Origin of the sequence: Roseinatronobacter sp. S2, from assembly GCF_029581395.1 — a bacterium.
Classification (GTDB): domain Bacteria; phylum Pseudomonadota; class Alphaproteobacteria; order Rhodobacterales; family Rhodobacteraceae; genus Roseinatronobacter.
Window position 1 is genome coordinate 2,687,910 of the sequence record NZ_CP121113.1, and the last position, 25,542, is coordinate 2,713,451.

Here is a 25,542-nt window from a genome sequence, read left to right on the forward strand (position 1 = left end):
ATGATGACGCTAAGTGATGGACGCACAAAATTTGCAGAATATTCGTATTGCCATTCCCGACCTGAACGGCCAGGCCCGCGCCAAACGGGTGCCCGCCATCCAATATGACAAACTGATGCGCGGAGAGGCGAAAATGCCGCTTTCTGCGCTGAACCTTGACATATGGGGCAATGATATTGCGGACAGCCCGCTGGTGTTCCAGACAGGCGATGCCGACGGCTTTCTACGCCCGACCGAACGCGGGTTGGTGCCCATGCCATGGATCGGACCGGATGCGGCGCTGCTGCCCATGAGCATGTATTATGATGATGGCCGCCCTTTTGCGGGCGATGCCCGCCATGCACTGGCACAGGTTGTGGCACGGCTGCATGCGCGCGGGCTTACGGCTGTCACAGCCACGGAACTGGAATTCTATCTGATCGATGACAGCGGGCCGGAATACCAGCCACCTGCCAGCCCGATTTCGGGGCGGCGCGCGACGGGTGCGGCCACGCTGTCGCTACGCATGCTGGACGAATTCAACGCCTTTTTTGATGCGCTTTATGACGGCTGCGATGCGATGGGCATCGATGCCGATACCGCCACATCCGAGGCAGGACCGGGCCAGTTCGAGATTAACCTGAACCACGGGTCCGACCCCATGAAGATGGCCGATGACACATGGCTTTTCAAACTGCTGGTGCGCAGGCTTGCCCGTCAGCACGGCATGGCCGCCAGCTTCATGGCCAAACCTTATGCGGGCGCGTCCGGCAGCGGGCTGCATATGCACGCGTCGCTTCTGGACAGTGACGGCGCAAATATATTCGACAATGGCGGGCCGGAAGGCAGCGAAGCACTACAGCACGCCATTGCAGGCACGTTGTCCAGCATGGCCGATGCCGCGCTGATCTTCGCGCCGCATGCCAACAGCTATGCCCGCCTTGTGCCCGGTGCGCATGCGCCCACCGCGATTGCATGGGGCTATGAAAACCGCACCGCATCGGTGCGTGTGCCACTGGGTGCGCCCCGCGCGCGCCGTCTGGAACACCGTGTTGCGGGCGGCGATGTAAACCCCTATCTGCTGATGGCGGCGGTTCTGGGGGGCATGGCGCTGGGGCTGGAAGACGGGCTTGCCCCCCCTGCCCCAATCACCGGCGATGCCTATGCGCAGGACTTGCCGCAAATTCCCGCGACATGGACAGACGCGCTGGCGGCGTTCGGGCATTCAGCGCATATGCGGCGCATTTTTGACCCGATGCTGATTGACAACATGATCCGCACCAAGCGTCAGGAAATGGCCGCGTTGCAGGGGCTGGAACCGCAGCAAGTGCTGGATCTGTATCTGGAAACAGTCTGACCCCATCCTTGCCCGCCCCGCACAACACTGCTAAGTTTGATCAAATTCCGAAAGTCCGCGACAATGAAAATCGGTATTCTGCAAACGGGCCAGTCCCCGGAAGTATTGCGCAGCGAACAGGGGGATTACCCCGCCATGTTCGAGAAGCTGCTGTCCAAGGGCGGTTTCACCTTTCAGACATGGCATGTCGAAGGAATGGACTTTCCCGCATCGGTGCATGACGCTGACGGCTGGCTGATCACCGGATCGCGCCACGGTGTCTATGAAGACCACGCCTTCATCCCGCCGCTGGAGCAATTCATCCGCGATGCGTTCGCGGCGGGCCTGCCTGTCGCGGGTATTTGCTTTGGTCATCAAGTGATGGCGCAGGCGCTTGGCGGGCAGGTCGGGAAATATGAAGGGGGCTGGGCCGTTGGCGCGCAGGACTACGATTTTGACGGGGACACGCTGACACTGAATGCATGGCATCAGGATCAGGTTCTGGCCCCGCCCGCCACGGCACGCACCATAGCCAGTAATGCATTTTGCCGCTATGCGGCGCTGGCCTATGGCACTCAGGGCTATTCGGTGCAGGCACACCCGGAATTTTCGGACGCTTTCATTCAAGGACTTATCGACACGCGCGGTCGCGGCGTGGTGCCTGAACCATTGCTGCAACAGGCCGCATCCGCACAGGGCGGGCCGCGCGATTCCCATATCATTGCCGAACGTATTGTGGCACTTTTTCACAATCACCGCAAAAACCACAGCAGCGCAAACCGCGCCTGAACCCCTGTAGGAGGCCCTATGGCCGAATGGAGAGAGCACATCCCCCAATCCGCGCGCGACTATCTTAGCGGGCGCAGGCTGGATGAAATTGAATGCATCATTGCCGATATGGCCGGTGTGGCGCGCGGCAAGGCCATGCCCGCATTCAAATTCGACGGGGACACGAAATACTATCTGCCCACATCAATCTTCTTGCAGACCATCACAGGCGGTTGGGCAGAATTCCGTGATGGCGCGGATCTGGAACCCGACATGATCATGCGCCCCGATTTTTCGACCGCGACCGCGGCACCATGGACTGCGGACTGGACATTGCAGATCATCCATGACGCAGAAGATGCCAACGGCACCCCCATCCCCACCGCGCCGCGCAATGTGCTGAAACATGTGCTGGAGCTGTATCGCGCCGAAGGCTGGCAGCCTGTTATCGCGCCGGAACTGGAATTTTTCTTCGTCGCGCGCAACACCGACCCCAACATGCCGATCATTCCGCCCATGGGCCGCACGGGGCGGCGCGCGGCGGCGCGGCAGGCCTATTCCATGTCGGCGGTGGACGAATACGGCAAAGTGATCGACGATATCTATGATTTCGCCGAAGCCATGGGGCTGGAAATTGACGGCATCTTGCAAGAAGGCGGTGCGGGACAGGTTGAAATCAATCTGGCCCATGGCGACCCGATCATGCTGGCAGATCAGGTGTTCTTTTTCAAACGCATGATCCGCGAGGCGGCATTGCGCCACGACATGTTCGCCACCTTCATGGCCAAACCCATCGAAGGCGAGCCGGGCAGTGCGATGCACCTGCACCATTCGGTGATCGATATTGCGACAGGGCAGAACCTGTTTTCCACCGAAACCGGGGACAGCACCGAAATGTTCATGCATTTCATCGGCGGATTGCAGCGGCACCTTCCATCTGCCGTGGCGCTGATTGCGCCCTATGTGAACAGCTATCGCCGGTATGTTCCTGATTTTGCAGCGCCCATCAATCTGGAATGGGGCTATGACAACCGCACCACCGGCCTGCGCATTCCCATTTCGTCACCTGCATCGCGGCGGGTGGAAAACCGGCTGGCAGGCATGGATTGCAACCCTTATCTGGGTATCGCGGCCTCTCTCGTCTGTGGGTATCTGGGCCTGAAGGAAAAGCAGATGCCACGCGAACAATGCACCACGAATGCCTATATGGATGCCAATGAACTGCCCATGACGCTGGGGGCCGCGCTGGACATGTTCGGTCAGGCGGAAAAACTGCATTCCATCCTTGGGCCGGAATTCTGCCGGATCTACAGCGCGGTCAAACGTGACGAATATAACGAATTCCTGCAAGTCATCAGCCCATGGGAACGCGAACACCTGCTGCTGAACGTATGAACCTGTTATTTGCCAATGATCGCGCGGGGGAATATCCGCCCAGCTATTACGCGGCATCAACCGAACTGCCGCCGCCCCTGCCCGCGTTGCACGGTGCGGCGCGCGCGGATGTCTGCATTGTCGGCGCAGGCTATACCGGCCTGTCGGCGGCCTTGCATCTGGCGCAGCGGGGCTACAGCGTGGTCGTGCTGGACGCCCATCGTGTGGGGTTCGGTGCATCGGGGCGCAATGGCGGGCAGGTCAGTTCCGGCCAGCGCGTCGAGCAGGATCAGATTGAACGCATGTTCGGCCGCGATGACGCCCGCAAACTGTGGCAGATCGGCGAAGATGCGAAAGAACTGGTCAAACACCTGATTGCCACCCATGACATGGCGACCGGCTTTCGCCCCGGTGTCATTCATGCCGACTGGAAGGCGCGCGATGTGGGCCATTCGCATGCCTATGCCGAAAAGCTGGCGCGCGAGTATGGCTATGATCAGGTGCACCCCCTGGACCGCGCCCGGATCAGCGACATTATCCGCACGGACGCGTATCAGGGCGGCGTCATCGACATGGGTGCGGGCCATGTTCACCCGCTGGCCTATGCGCTGGGGCTTGCCCGCGCCGCACAGGCTGCGGGCGCACAGATTTATGAAAACAGCTTGGTGACGGATATTCAGCAAGGTGCGCATGTCCGCGTCAGGACGGCCAGCGGCCATATTGATGCGGGACATGTTTTGCTGGCGGCGAACGGGTATCTTGGCGGGCTGGCCCCGCAGGTTGCAGCACGGGTCATGCCGATCAACAACTTCATTGTCGCCACCGCCCCCCTGCCCCAAGGCATGGTTCTGACACGCGATGTCGCCGTGGCCGACAGCAAGTTCGTGATCAACTACTTCCGTATGTCACGCGACAGGCGGCTGCTGTTCGGCGGCGGCGAAAGCTACGGCTACCGCTTTCCCGACATCCTGAAAACCGTGCGCAAACCCATGCTGGAGGTCTTTCCGCAGCTAAAGGACACCGATATCGCATATGCTTGGGGGGGCACGCTGGCCATCACGGTCAACCGCATGCCGCATTTCGCGCGGTTGGCCCCGAACATCCTGTCAGCGTCAGGCTATTCGGGCGCAGGTGTCGGCATGGCGACACTGGCAGGCCGCATCATGGCCGACACCGTTGCGGGGCAATCGGAACGTTTCGATCTGATGGCCGCGCTGAACCTGCCCCGGTTTCCCGGCGGTCCGGCCCTGCGCAGCCCGCTGCTGGCACTGGCCATGACATGGTATGCCCTGCGCGACCGTCTGGGCTGGTGACTACTTGTCCATATCCGACAGCTTGCTTTGCAGTTCTGCCAGTTGCCGCTTTATATCCGACAGTTCCTCGGATGCGGATTTATCGTCATCTTCGGTTTCCGTTGCGCCCGCAACCGGTGGCCAGCCTGTCATCATCGTTTTCATGAAGGCTTGTTGCTGGCGTTGCATTTCTTCAAAGCCGGGCATTGCCGCCATCGGGTTGGCGCGGGTCATATTCTCGACAATATGCGATTGTCCGTCGCGCAGCATTTCAAACGACATGGCCAGAAACTGCGGCACGACGCTTTGCGCCTGTGTCGTGTAGCTGCGCACCAGATCGGTCAGCACGTCCAGCGGCAACACATTCTCGCCACGGCTTTCGTGTTCTGCAATGATCTGAAGGAAATACTGGCGTGTCAGGTCGTCCCCTGATTTCAGATCGACAATCTGCACTTCACGCCCTGCACGGATGAAACCTGCAATATCTTCAAGGGTCACATAATCACTGGTTTCGGTGTTGTATAACCGGCGGCTGGCGTAACGCTTGATCAGTAGCGGTTTGTCGTCTTGGGCCACGAGCGTCCCTCCCTGGGGTTTTGCACTGCAGCAACATTAGGCGAGCAAATTGCAAAAGAAAAGGGCGAGCATGACGCTCGCCCTTATTGAAGGCATCAGACGGGGAGGACATCGATGCACTTCGCATTCCTGCCAGACGCTTATTTCGCGCCAGCGGTCTTTGCAGCTTTGGTTGCTGTGTCGGTCGCTTTTTTGACGGCAGCAGCGGTTTCTTCCTGCATGTCTTTGCCAGCGGCCATCAGCAGTTCAACTGTGTCCATCTGAACTTTTTTCGCGATTTCAGCGAAAGCGGCAACATGCTCGGCAGTCATTTCAGCCTGTGCCGATGCGAAATCGGTCATGGCTTTGGTGTAATCTGCGGGGTCTTCCTTGACGGTGGAAACGTCGCCGACTTTGGCCAGCGTTGTTTTGGTCCACTTGGTCGAAACTTCGGTCGACTTTTCAGCAGCTTCCAGCGCAACCTTGCTCATTTTTTCGGCCAGGGCAGCTTGCGATTTGAATGCGTCCTGCATTGCGGATGTGTCCATCGGGAACGAACCCATCATGTCTTTCATCATCTTGGTGTAATCAACGGTCTTGGTCATGGTATTCTCCTAGGTTTTAACTGGCTTGCAGTTTCAGGATCATCCGTTCACTGCTTCTGAAGACAATATGCATGCTGCGGTGCGGCATTTCAAGTTATTTTTGCTGCACCGCAGCATTTTTCTTAAAAACAGACATAACCTTATGATATATCATCGCTTTTGGAACTGGTCACATACAGCCCCGGCGCATCGCACAGCGCGGGATAGGACGAATCACCCGGAATGCGGGCATCGACCTTGGCGCCGGACCGTCGGGAAAGCCATTCATCCCACCGCGGCCACCATGACCCTTCGTTGAATTCCGCAGCAGCCCGCCAGTCATCAGCGCTGCCATCGGGGGCCGTGCCGGTGTAATGCCCGTATTTCTTTTTCGAGGGCGGGTTGATAATCCCCGCAATATGCCCCGATTGTGACAGGATGAATGTCTTGTCCCTGCTGCCCATCCGCGACATGCCGCGAAAACTGGACCGCCACGCCGCGATATGGTCGGTCTCGCACGCGATGGCACATAGCGGGTGCTTTACATCCTTGATGCTGACATCCTCGCCGCAGATGCGGAACGTCGCGCCGGAAAACCGGTCGCCCTGACACAGGCCGCGCAGGTATTCCACACACATCTTGCCCGGCAGGTTGGTTCCGTCGCCATTCCAATACAGCAGATCAAACGCTGGCGGGGCCTCGCCCATCATGTAGCTGCGGATCGCGGGCGCATAGATCAGGTCATTTGAACGCAGGAAGGAAAAGGTGCGCGACATGAAGAAACTGTCAAGATAGCCGTTCTCGGTGCATTCCGCCTCGATCCCGTCGACAAAATCATCTTCCAGAAACACGCCCACCTCGCCCTGATCCGAAAAATCGGTCAGGGTGGTGAAGAACGTGGCCGACCGCACGGATTTGTCCTTGCGTTTGTTCATCAGCGCAAGCGTCAGCGCAAGCGTGGTGCCCGCAATGCAATAGCCGACTGCGTTGACCTGCGCCTCTCCCGTGATTTCCTTGGCCACACGAATGGCTTCCAGATAGCCTTCCTCGACATAGGTATCCATTCCGACATCAGCGTAGCTGGCGTCGGGGTTCACCCATGAGACAACAAACAACGTATAGCCCTGCCCGACAATCCACTTGATCAGGCTGTTCTGGGGCTTCAGATCCATGATGTAGAATTTGTTGATCCATGGTGGAAAGATCACGACCGGCGTGCGGAATACCTTTTCCGTGCTGGGCGTATACTGGATCAGCTCGAACATGCGGTTGCGAAACACAACCTTGCCGGGGGAAGTTGCCAGGTTGTCGCCTATCTTGAAGGCTTCCTTGTCGGCAAGCGTCACCAGCAATTCGCCGCCGCCCGCCTCTATGTCATTCACAAGGTTCTCCAGCCCCTTGATCAGGCTTTCGCCTTCAGTCTCGACCGCTTTCATCAGGGCGTCAGGATTGGTTGCAAGAAAATTTGTCGGCGCCATCAGGTCAACGATCTGTCGTGTGAAATACTGCAACCGGTGCTTTTCGCGCGGGGTCATTGTGTCCAGCGCCAACACCGCATCATTTACCGCTTCGCTGGCAATCAGATACTGCTGTTTGATGTAATTGAAATAGGGGTGCGATTTCCAAAGCGGGTTCGCAAAACGGCGGTCGTCAGGTGTGTGGTCTTCAGGGGCCTGCAATTTGCCGCTGCGCAACGCTTCCTGCACCTCGACCACATGTTTCAGGGATTTACCCCAATAATCCAGCTGCTTTTCCAGAACCTTGGACGGGTTTTTTACCATTTCCGTCCAGAATGCGGCTGTCGCCTGCACAAATATATCCGAATCAGGGGCCTGAAGGCTACCGCGTGGCGGCTCCCGCTCTGCCAGGGCGTGTGTAAGGCGCGCGGTCAACTCCTCTATGCGTGCCATATTTGCCTTCATACGTTCGGCTTTTTGGTCGTCATCATATTCAGAAGTTGTCATAGAAAGATTTCCCCCCTATCTTTCGCATGTGCAGCATAAACTGGCTGGGCGTTAAGTAAATATGCGTATACTCGTATCGCTTGGGGTACGTCGGGCACCGTGAAAGGGACTGATATGAAGGGCATGGCAACCTATGATATGATGGAAACCATCCGAAACACAAATGAGTGGATGGGCGCGTCTGCGCGCGCTTTCGCATCATACCCGATCTGGGGCATGGTTCCAAACCCCATGTTCAAGGCACTCTCGGCCTGGGGCCGCGTGACGGAACGCAGTTTTGCACGCATGGTCATCAAACCCGACTGGGGCATCCGGTCGGTTGTGGGCGAAGATGGCCGCGACCACGTTGTTGAAGAAGTCGTTGAAGTGGCGCGCCCGTTCGGGGATCTGCTGCGCTTCAAGGTTCATGACCGCCCCGACAAGCCGCGCCGCGTGCTGTTGGTTGCCCCCATGTCGGGCCATTACGCGACATTGTTGCGCTCCACCGTGGCCAGCCTGCTGCCTGATTGCGAAATCTGGATTACCGACTGGCACAATGCACGCGACATTCCGGTGTCCGAAGGCAAATTCGACATTGAAGATTACACCCTGTATCTGGTGGATTTCATGCGCCATATGGGGCCTGATACGCATGTTCTGGCCGTCTGCCAGCCGGTTCCGCTTGCCTTGGCCGCGACGGCATATCTGGCCGAACTGGACCCGGACGCCCAGCCCCGCACCCTGACGCTGACCGGCGGGCCGGTCGACCCGGACGCCGCCCCGACCGAAGTGACCGATTTCGGGCGCAGCGTTACCATGGGCCAGCTGGAACATCTGGCGATCCAGCGTGTGGGGTTCAAATACAGCGGTGTCGGGCGTCTGGTCTATCCGGGGCTGTTGCAGCTGGGCGGGTTCATTTCGATGAATCTGGAACGCCACGCCAATGCATTTTCGGAAAAAATCTCGGCCGCGGCGCGCGGTGAAGACGGCGAAAGTGACAGGCATAACCGTTTCTATGATGAATATCTTGCGGTCATGGATATGACGGCGGAATTTTACCTGTCCACGGTTGAACGGATTTTCAAGGATCGTGAAATTGCGCGCAATGAATTCGTCGTCGACGGGCACAAGATTGATATCGGCAAGATAACCAATGTTGCTGTCAAGGTTGTCGAGGGCGAAAAAGATGACATCAGCGCGCCCGGCCAATGCCTTGCAGCGCTTGATCTGCTGACGGGGCTGGATGACAGCCAGAAAGCCAGCCATCTTGAACCGGGTGCGGGGCATTATGGTATTTTCGCGGGCAAATCCTGGCGCAACAATATCCGGCCATTGGTCATGGAATTCATGGACTCTCATCCCGGTCCAAGCAAAGGCAAGTCAAAGCTGAAGGCCGTTGCTGCAAACGGATGATCTGACTGGCACGGCGTTGCTGAATTCGTTGCAGTTACACGCAAGCCCCGCTGTGTTGCGGGGCGCGCTTGTTGGCGGCGCCGCAGCGGGATCATGATCATGTAAGATGACGGTCGGTATTGGCCTTTTTTCGGTCATCGGGAAAGCCCCAAGGCGCGGAGCAAAGGCCGAAGGCCGCCGCGCCATCGGTGGGCCGTCCCGCGGCCTGCCGATTTCGCCAGTGATGCGCCAAGCCTTTGAAGTTCGGAGTATGCCGCCAGTATAAAGTGCATTCCCAAAATGTCGGATCGGCAGACCCCGGCCCACCGTTGGCGCGGGCTTAGAGCGTGTTGCTCAAAAGTGGGAACCGGTTTTGAGCTTCTCGAACATGCGAAATCAATAAGTTAGAGCATGTCTCGTGAATGCGAATGAACGTGATATGCTCTAATACCCGCGCGACAGGCGGCAAAAGGCCAAAATCGCGATGTTGAACCGGCCCATTTCACGCGTCAGGATCACGGCCCGCGCGCCGCATTCAACCCCTGCCGCGTTTCGGTGGTTGCCAGTTGGGAATGAAGCCGCTCGAATTGTTCGCGCGCAACTGTCCGGTTTCCCGAATTCAGATAGGCATAGGCACGCAGAATCGCCAGATCCCGCCGCAAGCTGCCCTGCACCTGTTCCAATGCGTTGAAATTGCTGACCGCGTGGTGAAAATCGCCCAGACGGTAGGCACGCACACCGCGCTGGTCCAGCACGATGGTTTCAATCTCTCGGCGTTGGGTTGCGTTCAGGTTTACTTGCGATGCGACCTGCGCGCCCTGTTCGGTCATGTTCATCGACAAATAGGACAATGCCATGCCGAAGACCGCATCCCGCCCGACATTCGGACCCAGCCTGTCCCCCACACGCGCGGCCTGCTGAAAGCCGAAAAGCGCCTCGGTCGGTCTGTCATGGCTGTAGGCACACCATGAGCGTTCATACAGCACATCCAGCGAACGTGGCGAAGATGACGCCGCAAGACAGCGCGCGAATTGTTCCTGTTCCTTCAGGCGACGCACTTCCGCCAGCCGCGGATCACCTTGCACGGGCAAATTGCGCGACACGGTGCCGGTTTGGTCAAGGACTGCGGGCGCGGGTGCAGGGGCTTGCGCCACAGGTTGCGGCGCAGGCGCGGCGGCGGGGGTCGCAGCGGGGGCGGCCTGTTGGGGTTGTTGGGCGGCTGCCACCTGCGGGGCAGCACCGTCGGTCAGTTCTGCAAACAGCACGTCCAACTGCGTCGATGCCCCGCTATTGGCCGCACGCGCAACACTGAACAATTCACGCAGTTCCGCACCAGACGCCACGGCGCTGGCCTTTTGCAGCGTGGGTTTCATCTGGGCAAACCCCGTGCAGGACTGAAGGGCATTGCGATAGGTTGTCAGCGCCGCCTGTGTCTGTCCGGCAAGGACATACATATCGGCCAGCAACCACGCGTTGTTGATACGTTCGCAGGTCATGATCTGCGGCGACTGGCGCGCCACGGCAATGGCCTGACCAGCATCACGACCGGACACCGCAGCATCAAAACTGGCCTGCGCCTCGTTTGTTTCCAGAACCCGCAGCATGTCAGGTGGTGGCGTCCAGCCCGAAACACGGCTGCGCCCGTCATCTATCAAGCGGCGGGCGGCTGCGAAATCCTTGCGTTCGATGCGCTGCCAGATTGCCGCTTCATCCACGCCCGCCTGTGACTGCGGGGCCGCCAGCAGTTCATTCAGGTCCGTCGGCGGCCGCCAGTCGGGAAACGCCCCGCGCAGGCGACGCAATTCGGCCTGTGCGGCCAGCGCATCATTCTGGGTCAGATAATAGCGCAATGCGCGCAGGTCATCATTGCTGGCGGTTTGTGCCGTGATCGCGGCGCCCGACACCATGAATATCAATGCCGCAAGGGCTGCGGGGCGAAACTGAAACAGGGTGTAGGTCATATCGGCACACATTCGGGAAGGGTTTCATTCGCGGCAATCATCGCGAATAATTGCAGGGTGGCGGGGTAATAAGGCTGGTCGGGCGTAAAGGGCGGGATCGCAGCCCCAAGCGCCCTGCTGCCTGAACACATCGTCAGACCTGCCAGCGCCTGATAGCCCATGTCGCCACTGGTTTCGAGAACCACACCCGACAGGGGTTCAATCACGGTAGGCACACCGACACCGGGCTGCACGGTGCGTTCATAGACCGCAAGCATCCGCTGAACCGCCGCATGCTGCGGCACACGCGACCAGATCATGAATAATGGCACGCGCAACGCTTCATATCCGGCATTCGCGGACAATTCCTGCGACCCGCGCACCCCGCTTGCAGAAATATCCACCCAATCCGGCACCAGCCCTTCCGAGGCGATCTGGCTTAGCAATGCCTCTCCTTGCTGGGCACAAATGGCAAGGCGGCTTACGCCCGTGGCTGCGGCCAGTTCGCGCATTGCAATCGGCATGTAATAGGACGGGTTTACGCTGACATGACTGTCATGCACGAATCCGTAGGTTGCAGGCAGCAGGACTGTCTGGTCTGACGTGCCCGGCATGGCGACAATACAACTGTCGGCAAGGGCCTGTGCGATTTCCTGCGCGCGGGTCAGATAGGCGCGGTTTTCAAAGCGCTGCGCGGCGCGCACCAAGGCCCATGCATAGAACAGATCCCCGTCTGATGCGTTGTTGCGGTCGGGCACGGGGTTGCCCTGCCCCGGCAACCACCGCCACGCCAGCAACGGGTCCGGGCGAATGGCCAGGTTGCGTTCTGTCCACTGGAACATCGACTGGAAACTGGCCGCGTCATCAAACACGCTGGCCAGCAACATGCCATAGCCCTGCCCCTCGGAATGGCTGGCATCGTGTTGCAGGCCATCAATCACACGCCCGTCGCTGCCCAGAAACGCCGATTTCCAGCTGTCCCAGACGGGCCGCGCCTGCACCGCAAGATCAACGGTACCAAAGGCCATGGCGGGGCGCCGCGCGACCCCCATGGCCGCAACCGCGCCCAGTGCTGAAATCAATGTTCTTCTTTTCATGTCTTGGTGTCTCTTGTTGAAATGACCAGACGCAGCGCAATCACAGCCGAGAGCAGCGCTAGGAAAAGTATCATAATGGTGAAGAAAATCGGGCGGGCCGACACAAGGTTGCCCATCGCATAGCGGAAATTTGTGAACGACCACGGCTCCAGCAACACCGGACGGCGATCAGGCGCAATCCAGTTCTGCCATGTGCCCTGGTGGCTAAGGATCGACACCTGCCCGCGCGGCCCGGCCCCGTTTGCGCGTGCGGCGGCAATCGCATGGGCGATTTCGGTCATGTCGCTGTCAGGGCTGCGCAGCATCCATATCTCGTCCGGGCGAGCAGGGTCCAGATGGAACAACACCGCCTTGCCGCGCCGGTGTTGCAGCCATTGGTTCAACTGCTCGTCGGAACTGGGGAAAATCCGGTCTGTCGCCCATTTCACACTGTCGTTTATCGCGGCCCAGCCATTGCTGATGGCGCGCCCGAACCCCATGCTGAATCCGCTGTCCTGTTGGCGGCGGCGTTCAAAAGGGTCGTCATTGAATGCAAGTGCCGGATCGGGGTCTGTCGGGTCCGCCTGCGGGACGGTCAGGACCGTGTCTTCCAGCAACCGGCGATCCGCCCTGTGATGCGCCGCCGGAACCGAGCCAAGATCATCCAGCGAAATCAGATGCAGCGTGGCCGGACGCAGATCCGCCTGCGAGCGCGCAAGCGCTGCGGACAGGGTCAGGATATCGGTTTCGCTATAGGCACGCGCTGTCATATCGTTCTGGCGAATGCTTTCAGGCGTCAACGCCCCGAAGGCAAGGTCCATATCCGGTATCGCCATTGAAGGGCTGTAGGGCACATTCAGCGTGGATGTGTCGCTGATTTGCAAAAACGCACGGTCAACAGTGGGGCAAGGCAGGTCCGGCGAGTTTCCGGGCACCATCAGTTCAAATGTCAGCCGGTTGGTGCCGGGCTGAAGAATGCGCGCCTCGAAGTCGATCGGATATTGCGAAATCATCTGCCCGCCTTCATCGCGCAGCGGTAACAGGCGAATGGCCTTGCCGTTCACACTGATCAGCAACATCGATTCCCGTGGCAGGCCGGTTGCGTAGATATAGTCAAAATTCAGACGTGCCTTGGCTGCGGTCAGAACAAGCCAGTCATCCGGCAAGCGGAAGGGGTGGTCGCGGCGCGCGTAGCGCTGTGAAAAACTTTCGGTTTGCACCCCGAATGCCGAAAGCGGCACATCATGTTCAGGCGTGATAAGGGGCGCACGGCTGGCGGCTGGCTGCGGTGCAAGTTGTGCAAGGGCGCTCAGCACATTCTGCGGGCGCGTGTCGGGACCGATTTCAAGCACCATCACATAGGCCCCGTCCCCGCCGATACTGTAGCTGACCCGCGCACTGGATGCAGGCAGGATCGTTATGCGCGCCAGCGCGCGGTCTGCTTGCGCGACCGTCCAGTAATCATTGAAGCGAAAGGCCACGGGGCTGCCCAGAAGCGCCTGATTGAAACTGCGCATCAGGTGTTGGCGCCATTCCGCAGCCTGTGGACCCAACCTGTCCAGTCCGCGTATTTCAACAGGATCACCGCTGGCGGTTTGCGCCGCAAATGCCATCATGAAACTGTCGGCATCAACCCCGAAATCCGACTGGGCCACAGGCAAACCGGATCTGGCCAGATCAATATCTGTCCATAGACCGAATGATGCCTCTGGCCCGCAAAAAATCCGGTGGCCTTGCAGGAATTCAATCTGCACCGCATTGCGCCCTGTAACCAGAACACCATCGGGCATGTCCAGAAGCGCCCCCTCGAACCCGTCAAAATTGCCCAGACCCGCAACGCCGATGTCCTGCCCGTTCACATGAACCCGCATCGATGACCGCTCTGGCAGCAGGTCGATGCTGGATTGTGTGACCAGTTGCAACTGACGCTGCGCAGAGGCCGAACTGGCATAAAGATCAAAGCGGATCACCTGCCGCTCGCCACTGATACGCGCATAGGACCCCTCAACCGGAACGCGCAGATCAACCAGCCGAAGGGGGGAAACCCAGCCCTGCGTGCGCGATTGCGCCTGCCCGTCCAACCCGCGCCGCGCCGGATCAACCCGCGCGTCGTCCAGTGTGGGCGACAACCCGTTCTGGTCAGCCGTGGCGGCCAGCCCGTCATTATCGGGCAACTGAATAAGCCCCCCGCCACTGGACTGCGCCTGCGCCATCCCGCCGCCCAGCAGCATCAGGCAAAATGCTGTTGCGCCCAAGGCGGACAGAACACGCGTTCTTGTCACTGTGGGATACCTGCGCGCCATCATCTTGGAATCTCCCGATCGGGATTTGAATGGCTATAGGGAGGGACGTCTGATGCAGTCTGGTGGTGCATCTGGCGGTGTGCGGCAGGCGAATAGGGGCGCGGCATGTCGGGGTTGATCACGACAGGATCAAACGCTTCGCCAAACGCCAGAATATGGGCGGGCGCTTGCGTCACACCAACTTCGGCGCGGTCGCGTTCTTCCGCGCGCTTGCGCCGGGCCGGTTCAGCGGCAAGCGCAAGCATCGTGTGATAGACACCACTGAACGCCAGATAGACCACATACCCGAAACCGACCAACAAACCCTTGGGCTTGTTCCTGCTTTCGCGGACAGCTTCCCAGACTGCGGAATCCCCGAAGATCAGATGTGCAATCGTTTCGCGCACCACCATCGGCTGTTCGGGATCATAGTGAACACCCACAATCACGCCGCTATTGTCGCGCTGCACATTCTGGACCTGAACACGGACCGCGTTTTCCAGATGCGGCGATTTTGGGAATTCTGGTGTGAAGTAAAAGATATAGCCTTTCTCGATTGCCGCGAATTCAACCATGTCCGTATCGGGGCCGGGGCGCAGCAAAAGCCGTGCGCCACTGGTCGAGGAATCAAGAACGGTGGCACCCGTAAAACTGAATGTGTCGTTGCGCCCGATGGCGGCAACTGCGGGCACTTTCATGTCCACACGTGGCACACCGCGACGCTGCTGACGTTCGCCAATCGCGCGCAGTGACGCGCTGACAATCAGAAAGTTGAAGATGGCCCAGCCGCCAACAATTGACAAAATGGTCTGGTCACCGGGGAACATGACCCACCGGATGCCCGCAGCCATAACCCCCATAAGCGCAAGTATCCACACGAACAAAAGCGGCTTGTACAGCGGCGAGATGTAATCCTCGATCAGGACTTCATCCTTGGCAGTCACGTTGAATTTCGCGCCGCGCGGCTTCAGTATTGTCTTGATGACAACGCCGGACAAATAGGGCGCTTGCGCGGTTTCATAGAGTTCCGAAATCAGCGGCCAGCGCACCCTTGCATAAAGGGCATTCTGCACCATGAAACTGATCGCCATATAGGCGCCCATATAGACCAGCACTTCTTCAATCGTGGCCACAAAGATGTGAAGGCCAAAGAACAGGTAGGCCAGCGGCGCCAGAATGAAGACCATGCGCACCAGCGGAAACAGCCAGAATGTCATCGAATTCAGGTAGCACAGACGCTGCGTCAGGCTCATACCCTTGCGGCGCAGGGGGTTTTTCAGCATCAAAAGCTGCATCATCCCCGCAGCCCATCGCCCCCGCTGTTCAATGAACGTGACAAAGGTTTCGGGTTGCAGCCCCGCAATCATTGCGTGATCGACATACAGGCTTTTCCAGCCACGGCTGTGAATTTCCAGTGCGGTTTCAGCATCTTCGGTAATGGTTTCGCCTGCAAACCCGCCCACATCATCCAGCGCGGCGCGGCGCAGAACAGATGCCGACCCGCAAAAGAACGCCCCGCCCCAACGGTCAAGGCCACGGTGCCCCTGATGATAGAACATCTCATTTTCGGGCGGGCAATCACTGCGCAGCCCGATATTGCGATCAATAGGGTCGGGGTTCAGAAAGAAGTGCGGAGTCTGGACCAGAAACAATTTCGGATCGACCACAAAATACCCGACAGTGCGCGCCAGAAAATCGCGGCTGGGCACATGGTCGGCGTCGAACACCACAACCAGTTCCCCGTCCAGCCGTTCCAGCGCGGCGGACATATTGCCCGCTTTCGCATGTTCGTTGCGCGCGCGGGTGGAATAGACGATCCCCAGTTCTGCACAAAGCGCCTGTAATTCCTTACGGCGCGCGCGGGCTTTGGTGGCAATTTCGGGATTTTCATGGTTGCAGCGTTCATCCGTGCCCCCATCATCGCACAAGACCACAGTGCGTTTGGCCGCCGGATAATGCATGTTCTTGGCCGCAGACAGTGTCACCGCCAGCATGTCTATGGGTTCATTATAGCTTGGCACCAGAATGTCGACGGTCGGCAGGCTTTGAACGGCCACCTTCGGGGGCAGTGTGCGGTTGATCGGATCAGCCGTCACAAACGAGCTGACGAAGAACACCCAGATCGCATAGGTTTCGACGACAAACAGCGACACGGCAATCCCGAATTCCAGCGGATTGGACGCCGAAGGCAGCGTTTCCGTCAACCGCCATGACCAGTAGCGCATGACAATCGCACTGGCGATTGCCAGAAGCGCGAAGCGCGCGACAATGGTTTTCATCGTAAAGGGTTTAAGTGCTGCGACAATCAAAACGGCAAACAGCCCCAAAGCGCCCTGCACTGTTGTCGATGTCGGAATGCTGGCGAGAAATGCCAGCGGAATGACAACCGCAAGCCACAGCAAGGCCAGAAACACCTCGCCCGGTCGCAGACGCCTGTTGGCTATCAACAAACTCATAATACCAAAGACCCTCTGCTAAATTTATTGAAACACAGGAGTAGCCAGACCAAACGCCCCCTGCCCTATCGGGGCAAGCGCGCGATCAACCGGGCCGGAAACACAATTTCTTAGCATAATATCAAGCGCAGATGCGCCACGCGGCAAGGCGCGCGCCCCCATCTGCGTGCGCCGGAACGCCAGCGCGCAGGTGACATCGCCCCCCGGTGAACGGGTCATATAGGTGATATCGCCATATTGGTCCGAAACCGATGTCAGCGCACTGTCGGTCACGGACCCAAACGGCGTGGGCGCGCCGCCGAACTGGCGTAACACATCGTCCAGCACCAAGCGCGACCGGCTGGCCGTCATGGCGGTTTGTGCGCGTAAAATGATGGTATTTTCACCCTGCAAACTGGTTGAATTCGGCAAGGTGATGCGCTGCTCCAGCGCGCCATCCAATTCGCGTTCAAGCACGATCAGCGCATTGGGCACATTGATCAGCGCCCGCGACGCAGGCACGACACGAAATTCGGTTACAGCCTCGGCCAGTTCCGTGGGGCTTGATCCGTCCAGACTGGACAAAAAGCCCCCGTCACACGCAGACACCCCAAAAGCGGCAATCGCGGGCAGTGCCCATATCCGCACGGATGCGGGAATTGCAGACCACAAACCATTCAGCGCGCGAAACTTGTAAACCTTAAACATTGCCCTGCCTGCCACGGCATAATCCACAAAAATGGCGTCAGGATGCACTTCACCCTGCCGTCACATTCACGGATTTGGTCAATTGACCTGCCCATTACTTGCCCATGACCAACCGATCAAGCGCCTCTTGCGGGTGCTTTTATCGATAATTTCCGACATTTGTTGCCGGTTAACTTATTTTTTCATACCAAAGTCTACCGCACAGCATGCCCCTTTGCAACAAATGATAAACCTTTCGCGATCATGTTGTCCCAAATGCACATCTCTGCCATCTGAAAACCGGCAATCCGGCGGGGGGGAAGTATCGTTTTCATACCCGAGCACGACAAAAAAGGGCGCAGATAGATTTCTGCGCCCTGTGTGTCACAAGATGTCGTGGCTTGCATTCCAGCCCTGTAATTGTTGCGCAAGCGCCACAATTACAGGGCTGGTGCCTGTGCAGTGCTTAGCGGCGCTCGCGTTGTTTGCCCAACTCGCGGTCCAGAACATTGCGCATCTTGTCGGTCGCGCCGGTCACGGCGGAACGAATGTTGTCGGCGGCATGTTCGGCGGTGACAGGCTGGCGCCCTTCAAGGCGCACTTCCACTTTGCAATGCTTGTCATCAGGGCCGTTTTTCGTGGCGTTCTGGTCGCGCAAATACACTTCGACCCGTGTGATGGGGCCGGAAACCGCGCCCAGTTTGGACTCGATCACCTGGGTGACAAACCCTGTCACATCCTCGCGCCCTTCGATCGTGTTGTCGGTGTTTACCTGAATATGCATCGCATTGCCTTTCTCGGCTTGTTATTACACTTCAAGGGTATGCATCATCGCGTGCAGCTTCAAGATTGGGCGTTTTGATTTCGGCGAAATTCGCGCACGGTGCAGGCGGGGGTGTCACTGCGCAGGACCAGTTCGGATGTCACAGTCCATTGAGTGTCATCAATCTTGGGGAAAAATGTATCCGCATCGATGACATCAATATCCACATCTGTGATCAGCAAGCGGTCGGCCAAAGGCAGGAACGCGCGATAGATGCCCGCCCCCCCGATGGCATAAATCCGGAAATAGCCCGCCTGCCGTGCAGCAGTGATGGCGCGGTCCAGCGGCACGAACAGCGCATCCGCGCTGTCATCCGCTGGCCGAGAGGTGACAACAATATTCAGGCGCCGCGGCAAGGGGCGCTTTGGCAGGCTGTCCCAGGTGTTGCGGCCCATCACAACGGCCCCGCCCAGCGTTTCGCGCTGAAAGAATTTCAGATCTTCGGGGGCCTGCCACGGGATCGTATTGTCCCGCCCGATGGCCCCGTTGCGGGCGCGTGCAACAATCAGGCTGATCATGGGTTACACCGCCACCGGGGCCTTGATCGCCGGATGGGGATCATAGCCTTCAATCTGGAAATCATCATAGCGGAAGTCAAACACGCTGTCAGGACTGCGCAGAATGTTCATCTGCGGCAACGGGCACGGTTCGCGCGCAAGCTGTGTGCGCACCTGATCCATATGGTTGGAATAGATATGCGCATCCCCCAGCGTGTGCACAAAACTGCCCAGCCCCAGCCCCGCGACACGCGCCAGCATCATTTGCAAAAGCGCATAGGACGCAATGTTGAACGGCACCCCCAGAAACATATCGGCAGAGCGCTGATACAGTTGCAAATGCAGCTTGCCCGCCAGAACCCGCACCTGCCACAATGTATGGCAGGGCGGCAGCGCCATATGCGGCACATCGGGCGGGTTCCATGCCGACACAATCATGCGGCGGCTGTCGGGGGTGTCGCGGATCATGCGTTCCATTTCGGCGATCTGGTCAACACCGCCAAAGTCACGCCATTGCCGCCCGTAAACCGGCCCCAGATCGCCCGACGCATCGGCCCATTCATCCCATATTTTGACGCCGTGTTCCTTCAGGTAGCCGATATTCGTGTCGCCCGACAAGAACCACAGCAATTCATGGATGATGGATTTCAGATGCACTTTCTTGGTTGTCACCAAAGGAAACCCGTCTTCCAGATCATAGCGCATCTGCATGCCGAACACCGACAAAGTGCCGGTGCCGGTGCGATCATCCGATGGCACGCCATGGTCCAGAATATGCTGCAACGCATCCAGATACTGTTTCACAATGCCCCCGCCCCGCAAGATGTTGTGGTTTCGTCGCACAATGGCCCGAACGCGCTGATTCTGGAACCCCCAAGGGCATTGAACCGGCGGGAATTTCCGTTACCATGTTCATCAAAAGGAGCGTGAATTATGAAGTATCTACACACCATGGTCAGGGTCAAAGACCTTGATGCCTCGATTGCGTTTTTCAAATTGCTGGGGCTGGAGGAAACACGGCGTCACGACAGCGAACAGGGCCGCTTTACGCTGGTGTTCCTAGCACCACCGGGACAGCCCGACTGCCCGGTTGAACTAACCTATAACTGGGACGGCGATGACGGGCTGCCGTCGGACAGTCGCCATTTTGGCCATCTGGCCTATGAAGTGGCAGACATTTACGCCAAATGCGCCGAATTGCAGGCGGCAGGCGTAACCATCAACCGCCCCCCCCGCGATGGCAACATGGCGTTCGTCCGCTCGCCCGACAATATTTCCATTGAATTGCTGCAAGCGGGTGATGCGCTGCCCCCGCAGGAACCCTGGGCCAGCATGGGCAATACCGGCCATTGGTAGGGGCTTGCCCCTAGGCGCGCTGCACCGGCGCAAAGAAAATGCCATCGTCCAGAACCGACTGGACGGTGGCGCGTTTCACCACCGGATCATCCTGCGCAAAGGCGTAGGTCAGTGACATATCGCAAAGCTGGTTGATCAGCCGTGGCACACCGCCGGTGACTTCAAAAATCAGCATGGCGGCTTGTTTGCTGAATATGCTGGACCGTCCGCCCGCAATCTTCAGGCGGTGCGCAATATAATGCGCAACGGTTTCAGCTTTCATATAGGGCAGATGATAATTTGCCGCCACACGCTGCGCGAACTGCACCAGATCGGGGCGGCGCACATGATCGCGCAATTCCGGCTGGCCAATCAGGAAAAGCTGCAACACTTCTTCCTTGCCCAGATTGATATTGGTCAGCATGCGCAATTCTTCCAGCGCTTCGGGCGACAGGTTCTGCGCCTCGTCAATGACCAGCAGGACACGGCACCCCTCGTTATATTCCTGTATCAGAAATTCCTGCACTTTCAGGAACTTGCCTTCCTCGCTCAGGTCCGATTTGGTCAGTTCAGGCAACAGCCATTGCAAGATATCGCGCGTATTTGGCCGTGTGTTGGTGACCAGTGCAATGGACAACGTATCGTCATCTTCGGCTTCTTCAATGAAATGCTGCAAAAGCACAGTCTTGCCCGCGCCGATTTCGCCTGTCAGCATTGTAATCGGGGACCGTGTCGCCAACCCGTATTGAAGCATGGCATAGGCCCCGCGCGCGGCATCGGACCAGAACAGAAACTCCGGATCGGGCGTCAGGGAAAATGGCCGCTGATGCAGGCCAAAGTGTTCCAGATATGAACTAAAATTATGTGCCATGGGTCCTTGAAGCCGGTACAAAACGCTGAACAGTAGTCTACTGACCCTGATCTACAAGCCGGATGTGACAAAATTCAAGCTGAAACAAGTCAAGGTAGTGGCAAACACACCCGACCTATCCGGCCGGATCCGCACCCGGTTTCGATTCGGCCAGGGCTGCAAAGAACTGTCCCGATTCTGGCTTGATCTGGACAAAATCGCGGCGCAGTAGGCGTGCATCAAGAACCACAGCACGACAATTCGTAAACAATCCATCAAATACGCCAAGACCAGGCACAGGCCATGAACAATCCGGCTGGATTTGCCAAAGAATTCTTATAAATCCTTTGGGATACATAGAACTTTACATCCCTTAACTTCGGAAGTGTTGTATCAATTTTTAGTCGTTAAGAGTTTGGTAAGCGATGGGTTTGAACAAGACATCTGCCCGAAGCACCTCGATCAGGACAAGTAGAATGAGCAGTATGTTGTCTAGTAACAGCCTTGTGCATTTTCGCGCGCAGGCATCAGGTGCACCACGGCCCCGCGATGTGCCAAACGGGGCATATGCCAGCATCGGCAAGCGCCTGCTCGATCTTGTCTTGGTTGCACTGCTGCTTCCGATCGCCATTCCCGTCATCGCGCTGTGTGCGGTCATGTTGCTTGTCAACGGACACACCCCGTTTTACGGGCAACTGCGGATTGGCCAGCATGGCCGGGTGTTCCGTATCTGGAAATTGCGGACAATGCATGCAGATGCGGACCAGCGCCTTCAGGCCCTTCTGGCCGAAAACAGCGAACTTCGCACCGAATGGGACGCCAAACAGAAACTGCGTGATGACCCGCGCATCACACGCGTCGGGCATGTCCTGCGGCAAACCTCGATTGACGAGTTGCCCCAGCTTTTCAATGTGCTTCGCGGCGATATGAGTCTGCTTGGCCCACGCCCGATGATGCTGGATCAGGTCAAACTCTATGGTCCATCCCTGCCGGCATATCTGGCGTTGCGCCCCGGTATTTCGGGCCTGTGGCAGGTGACCGAACGCAATGACGCCGATTTTGAACAACGCGCCATGATTGATGCCGACTATGCAGAAACGCTAAGTCTTGCCAATGATCTGCGGTTGGTGTGGAAAACCATCAAGGTCGTTATACGCAGCACCGGTATTTGACCTGACATGCGCCTGATAGCCAAAGACACGGGATATCGTCAAAATGAACCGGGTCGCTTGCAACCAGTGGAAGACAATGTCAAAGCCGCACTCATGGCCCCCAGAAACGTGACATTTCCAACCAAAGCCAACAGTCCGGTCGTGCTGGCACTGGTTGCAATAACGTGCTTGCCGGAAATCCTGCTGACCCTGTTTGGCGCGACCTTCAGTTCGGCCCCCGAATGGCGCATGACGACCATTGCATACGGGGCGTTCTGGAACGGCCTTTTGCAGGGATGGGAGCCGCTCTATCCACTTCAGCGCGAGGTGATGTTCATCAGCTACGCATTTTTGCATGGCGGGCTTATGCATCTGCTGGGCAATATGGTTGCGGTGCTCGCGCTTGGGGGAATTGTCGTTGCGCGCATCGGCCAGAAGGGGTTCTTGCTGCTTTACGCGATAAGCACATTGGGCGGCGCTGCGGGCTTTGCGCTTCTGTCAGGGTCGGAATCGCCCATGGTCGGGGCATCGGGCGCCGTTTTCGGCCTGATCGGGGCGTGGAAATTCTGGGAATGGCAAGCCCGCCAGCATTTCGGAAGCCCCATGCGCCCGCTGTGGATGTCCCTTTTGGGACTGACTGTCTTGAATATTGTGCTGTGGGTGCTGTTGTCCGGCCTGCTGGCATGGGAAGCGCATCTTGGCGGTTTTGTTGCGGGTGTGCTGTTTGCGGCCCTTGTGACACCAACGCTGCGGTATCGTGTATAACGGCCAGGCGGGCAACAGTCCGGCTGCGCACAGTTCTGGCAGGTTTGTAAGTGGTGCTGGCCATTTTAGACGGCGGAGCATAGATAAAGTCCGCACCAGCGGTGGGCCGGGGACTGCCGGTCCGACACTATAGGGAAAGCACTTTATCCAAGCGGCATACTCCGACGGTTAAGGACTACACTGACGCCAGCCAAAGCGGCAGACCGCGGGACGGCCCACCGATGGCGCGGCGGGCTGCGCCCTTTGCGCCGCGCCTGCAAATATCCAACGGTGCGGGCATCGCCGACACAACCGGCCTTGGGACACCAACGCTGCGGTATCGCGTGTCACTGCTAGGCGGGCAACAGTCCGGCTGCGCGCAGCGCGGGCAAGTTAGAACGGCTTACCGGAACCTCCGCCCCATCAGCCATGCCCAAAACGACCCTGCCCTGCCGCCGCTCCACGCGCAAGATTTCTTCGGGCACAACCCAATGCGACCGGTGAACACGGATGCCCGCCCCGTGCAAGGCGGCCTCGGCATCGGCCATGCGCATCAGGATCAGTTCGGACCCGTTGCGCGTGACAACCAGCAGGTAATGATCCTGCGCTTCCAGCCGGATCAGCGGCCCGCGTTTTTGCAGCGGCAGGCGCGCAACGAAAATATCCGCAGCGGTCGTGTCACCTTCCGTCGCATTTGCAGGGCGCAGCCAGATCATCAGCGCATGAATGGCCCCTGCAATAACCAGCACAATCATGACCAGCCACAAAAAGCCTGCCATATTGCCCGCATGCCAGCCGGGAAACAGCACCACATTCAGGCCAAAGACCAGCCCGCCAAGGATGACCGCATAGGCCACGCTGACGGCGGCACGCATGACGGGACGCGCAGGCAAATGCTGTTGCAGGCGGCGCAGGGCAAAATGCAACACAATCGCGCCCGCAATCACACCGCCCCAATACAGCGCACGCGGCCGCAGGGATAGCGCATCCATTGTGCCAAAAGGGCCAGCCAGTGTCGCCAGAACCGTCAGGCCAAGCCACAGCGCGCCAGTCTCGCGCCATTCACGAAGCGTGAGTTGCAGCGCCCTGAAACGCATGGTCATTCGCGAAATCCCCTGACAGTCGACGCACCCTTTATTGCCGTGCGGTGCTGCCGAATGCAAACCCTGCAACCACTATTCAACCTATGGACATGGGACGCAACATGGCACTGACTCTGGCCCCGCTTGTAAACACGACACTGGCAATACAAATCCACACCGCCGCCGCGATGATCGCAATTGTCGTAACGCTGCTGATTTTCACACGCCCAAGGGGGTCGCGCGCGCACAGGCGTCTGGGCTGGGTATGGGTCGGTGCAATGCTGACCGTCGCCCTGACCAGTTTCGGCATCCGGCATGGCGGCCCTCTTTGGGGCTATGGCTGGATACACCTGCTGTCACTCTGGGTGATCGCGGGCATTGGCTATGCACTTATCCAGATCAGGCGCGGGCAGATCGCGCGCCACCGCGGCATGATGCTGGGCATGGTCTGGGGCGGGTTGGTGATTGCGGGCGCATTCACCCTGGCCCCCGGACGCATCATGCACGCGGTTCTGATCGGGGGCTAGACTGTCAGCCCTTCGGGTTCGGGCAGACCATTGGCGCGGCAGGCCGCTGTCACGGTATTGGCCAGCAAGCAGGCAATGGTCATCGGGCCAACGCCCCCCGGAACCGGCGTAATCGCGCCCGCAACCGCTGCCGCGCTTTCAAAATGGACATCGCCCACCAGCTTGTTACGGCCCTCGCGTTCCACACGGTTGATGCCCACATCAATAACGGTCGCACCCGGCTTCACCCAATCACCGGAAATCATTTCAGCGCGCCCCACCGCCGCCACCAGAATATCGGCACTGCGGCACATGGCAGGCAGGTCCCTGGTGCGCGAATGCGCGATTGTCACGGTGCAACTGTCACCCAGCAACAGCTGCGCCATGGGCTTGCCCACAATATTGGACCGGCCCACGACGACCGCATGCATCCCCGACAGGTCCCCGTGATAATCACGCAGCATCATCAGGCACCCAAGCGGGGTGCAGGGCACCATGCTTTTCTGTCCGGTCCCCAACAGACCGACATTCGAGATGTGAAAGCCGTCAACATCCTTGGCGGGATCAATCGCATTGATCACCAGATCGGAATCCAGATGCGCGGGAAGGGGCAATTGCACAAGAATACCATGCACTTCGGGGTCACGGTTCAACCTGTCGATCAGGTCAAGCAGATGGGCTTCCGAGGTGTCATCGGCCAGCTTGTGTTCAAACGAGTTCATCCCGGCTTCAAGCGTCTGTTTGCCCTTGGAGCGCACATAGACCTGACTTGCAGGATCATCCCCCAGCAGCACCACGGCCAGACCGGGTGTCAGGCTGTGATCCGCCTTCAGCCTGCCTACATGCGTTGCAACCTTGGCCCGAACCCGCGCTGCAAATTCCTTACCGTCGATAATAGCTGCGCTCATGCG

The 25,542-nt window shown here is 58.5% G+C and carries 23 protein-coding genes; 9 read left to right on the forward strand and 14 right to left on the reverse strand.

Annotated features, from left to right (window positions below):
• Positions 1–16: 16 nt before the first annotated feature.
• From P8S53_RS12905 to P8S53_RS12920, 4 genes are all read left to right on the forward strand, one after another.
• Positions 17–1,336 carry a glutamine synthetase family protein gene (locus P8S53_RS12905; RefSeq protein WP_277804376.1) on the forward strand — a complete coding sequence of 440 codons (1,320 nt, stop codon included), beginning with the start codon at positions 17–19 and terminating at the stop codon, positions 1,334–1,336.
• Between the two features lie 63 nt (positions 1,337–1,399).
• A complete protein-coding gene (locus tag P8S53_RS12910) occupies positions 1,400–2,104 on the forward strand; it encodes a type 1 glutamine amidotransferase (protein WP_277804377.1) in 705 nt (234 codons plus the stop codon).
• Positions 2,105–2,122: 18 nt separating this feature from the next.
• Positions 2,123–3,478, forward strand: a complete 1,356-nt coding sequence (locus P8S53_RS12915) for a glutamine synthetase family protein (RefSeq protein WP_277804378.1) — start codon at positions 2,123–2,125, stop codon at positions 3,476–3,478.
• The gene (locus P8S53_RS12920; RefSeq protein WP_306417931.1) at positions 3,475–4,770 is read left to right on the forward strand and encodes an FAD-binding oxidoreductase; all 1,296 of its coding nucleotides are present in this window, start codon (positions 3,475–3,477) and stop codon (positions 4,768–4,770) included. The genes P8S53_RS12915 and P8S53_RS12920 overlap by 4 nt, the downstream gene beginning before the upstream one ends.
• Here P8S53_RS12920 and phaR read toward each other — a convergent pair whose 3' ends face one another.
• The 3 genes from phaR to P8S53_RS12935 form a co-directional block, all read right to left on the reverse strand.
• The gene (phaR, locus tag P8S53_RS12925) at positions 4,771–5,325 is read right to left on the reverse strand and encodes a polyhydroxyalkanoate synthesis repressor PhaR (protein WP_277804380.1); all 555 of its coding nucleotides are present in this window, start codon (positions 5,323–5,325) and stop codon (positions 4,771–4,773) included.
• Positions 5,326–5,465: 140 nt separating this feature from the next.
• Positions 5,466–5,909, reverse strand: a complete 444-nt coding sequence (locus P8S53_RS12930) for a Phasin (protein WP_306417808.1) — start codon at positions 5,907–5,909, stop codon at positions 5,466–5,468.
• A 140-nt stretch (positions 5,910–6,049) separates the two neighbouring features.
• Entirely contained in the window at positions 6,050–7,852 is a 1,803-nt protein-coding gene (locus P8S53_RS12935; RefSeq protein ID WP_277804382.1) for an alpha/beta hydrolase, read from the reverse strand.
• 114 nt (positions 7,853–7,966) lie between these two features.
• Between P8S53_RS12935 and phaZ the strand changes: the two genes are divergently transcribed.
• Complete coding sequence (gene phaZ, locus P8S53_RS12940; RefSeq protein ID WP_277804383.1) at positions 7,967–9,244, forward strand: polyhydroxyalkanoate depolymerase; 1,278 nt, start codon at positions 7,967–7,969, stop codon at positions 9,242–9,244.
• 494 nt (positions 9,245–9,738) lie between these two features.
• On the opposite strand, the gene P8S53_RS12945 is transcribed toward phaZ, so the two are convergent.
• The 8 genes from P8S53_RS12945 to P8S53_RS12980 form a co-directional block, all read right to left on the reverse strand.
• Positions 9,739–11,184 (reverse strand): hypothetical protein, encoded by a 1,446-nt coding sequence (locus P8S53_RS12945; RefSeq protein WP_277804384.1) that lies wholly within the window; start codon positions 11,182–11,184, stop codon positions 9,739–9,741.
• Positions 11,181–12,260 (reverse strand): glycosyl hydrolase family 8, encoded by a 1,080-nt coding sequence (locus P8S53_RS12950; protein ID WP_277804385.1) that lies wholly within the window; start codon positions 12,258–12,260, stop codon positions 11,181–11,183. Before P8S53_RS12950 ends, P8S53_RS12945 begins: the two co-directional genes overlap by 4 nt.
• On the reverse strand, positions 12,257–14,521 hold the full coding sequence (locus P8S53_RS12955) for a cellulose biosynthesis cyclic di-GMP-binding regulatory protein BcsB (protein ID WP_277804386.1): 2,265 nt from the start codon (positions 14,519–14,521) through the stop codon (positions 12,257–12,259). The genes P8S53_RS12950 and P8S53_RS12955 overlap by 4 nt, the downstream gene beginning before the upstream one ends.
• 20 nt (positions 14,522–14,541) lie before the next feature.
• Positions 14,542–16,977: a UDP-forming cellulose synthase catalytic subunit gene (gene bcsA / locus P8S53_RS12960; protein WP_277804387.1), complete on the reverse strand. Its 2,436-nt coding sequence runs from the start codon at positions 16,975–16,977 to the stop codon at positions 14,542–14,544.
• A 24-nt stretch (positions 16,978–17,001) separates the two neighbouring features.
• On the reverse strand, positions 17,002–17,664 hold the full coding sequence (locus P8S53_RS12965; RefSeq protein ID WP_277804388.1) for a hypothetical protein: 663 nt from the start codon (positions 17,662–17,664) through the stop codon (positions 17,002–17,004).
• A gap of 445 nt (positions 17,665–18,109) precedes the next feature.
• A complete protein-coding gene (locus P8S53_RS12970) occupies positions 18,110–18,427 on the reverse strand; it encodes an HPF/RaiA family ribosome-associated protein (RefSeq protein WP_277804389.1) in 318 nt (105 codons plus the stop codon).
• Between the two features lie 59 nt (positions 18,428–18,486).
• Entirely contained in the window at positions 18,487–18,984 is a 498-nt protein-coding gene (locus tag P8S53_RS12975; protein WP_277804390.1) for a dihydrofolate reductase, read from the reverse strand.
• 3 nt (positions 18,985–18,987) lie between these two features.
• Positions 18,988–19,767, reverse strand: coding sequence for a thymidylate synthase (locus P8S53_RS12980; protein ID WP_277804391.1), 780 nt, complete (start codon positions 19,765–19,767; stop codon positions 18,988–18,990).
• A gap of 129 nt (positions 19,768–19,896) precedes the next feature.
• On the opposite strand from P8S53_RS12980, the gene P8S53_RS12985 reads away from it, so the two are divergent.
• On the forward strand, positions 19,897–20,319 hold the full coding sequence (locus P8S53_RS12985) for a VOC family protein (protein ID WP_277804392.1): 423 nt from the start codon (positions 19,897–19,899) through the stop codon (positions 20,317–20,319).
• Positions 20,320–20,329: 10 nt separating this feature from the next.
• On the opposite strand, the gene P8S53_RS12990 is transcribed toward P8S53_RS12985, so the two are convergent.
• A complete protein-coding gene (locus P8S53_RS12990; RefSeq protein ID WP_277804393.1) occupies positions 20,330–21,169 on the reverse strand; it encodes an ExeA family protein in 840 nt (279 codons plus the stop codon).
• 455 nt (positions 21,170–21,624) lie between these two features.
• Between P8S53_RS12990 and P8S53_RS12995 the strand changes: the two genes are divergently transcribed.
• Together P8S53_RS12995 and P8S53_RS13000 are read left to right on the forward strand one after the other, a co-directional pair.
• On the forward strand, positions 21,625–22,320 hold the full coding sequence (locus P8S53_RS12995; protein WP_277804394.1) for a sugar transferase: 696 nt from the start codon (positions 21,625–21,627) through the stop codon (positions 22,318–22,320).
• A 93-nt stretch (positions 22,321–22,413) separates the two neighbouring features.
• Entirely contained in the window at positions 22,414–23,064 is a 651-nt protein-coding gene (locus P8S53_RS13000; protein ID WP_277804395.1) for a rhomboid family intramembrane serine protease, read from the forward strand.
• 332 nt (positions 23,065–23,396) lie between these two features.
• Here the strand turns inward: P8S53_RS13000 and P8S53_RS13005 are convergent, their stop codons facing one another.
• A complete protein-coding gene (locus P8S53_RS13005; RefSeq protein WP_277804396.1) occupies positions 23,397–24,146 on the reverse strand; it encodes a LytTR family DNA-binding domain-containing protein in 750 nt (249 codons plus the stop codon).
• Positions 24,147–24,247: 101 nt separating this feature from the next.
• Here P8S53_RS13005 and P8S53_RS13010 point away from each other — a divergent pair, with 101 nt between their 5' ends.
• Entirely contained in the window at positions 24,248–24,652 is a 405-nt protein-coding gene (locus tag P8S53_RS13010; protein ID WP_277804397.1) for a DUF2306 domain-containing protein, read from the forward strand.
• On the opposite strand, the gene folD is transcribed toward P8S53_RS13010, so the two are convergent.
• The gene (gene folD / locus P8S53_RS13015; RefSeq protein WP_277804398.1) at positions 24,649–25,539 is read right to left on the reverse strand and encodes a bifunctional methylenetetrahydrofolate dehydrogenase/methenyltetrahydrofolate cyclohydrolase FolD; all 891 of its coding nucleotides are present in this window, start codon (positions 25,537–25,539) and stop codon (positions 24,649–24,651) included. The two genes, P8S53_RS13010 and folD, sit on opposite strands and share 4 nt — an antisense overlap.
• Between the last annotated feature and the right edge of the window lie 3 nt (positions 25,540–25,542).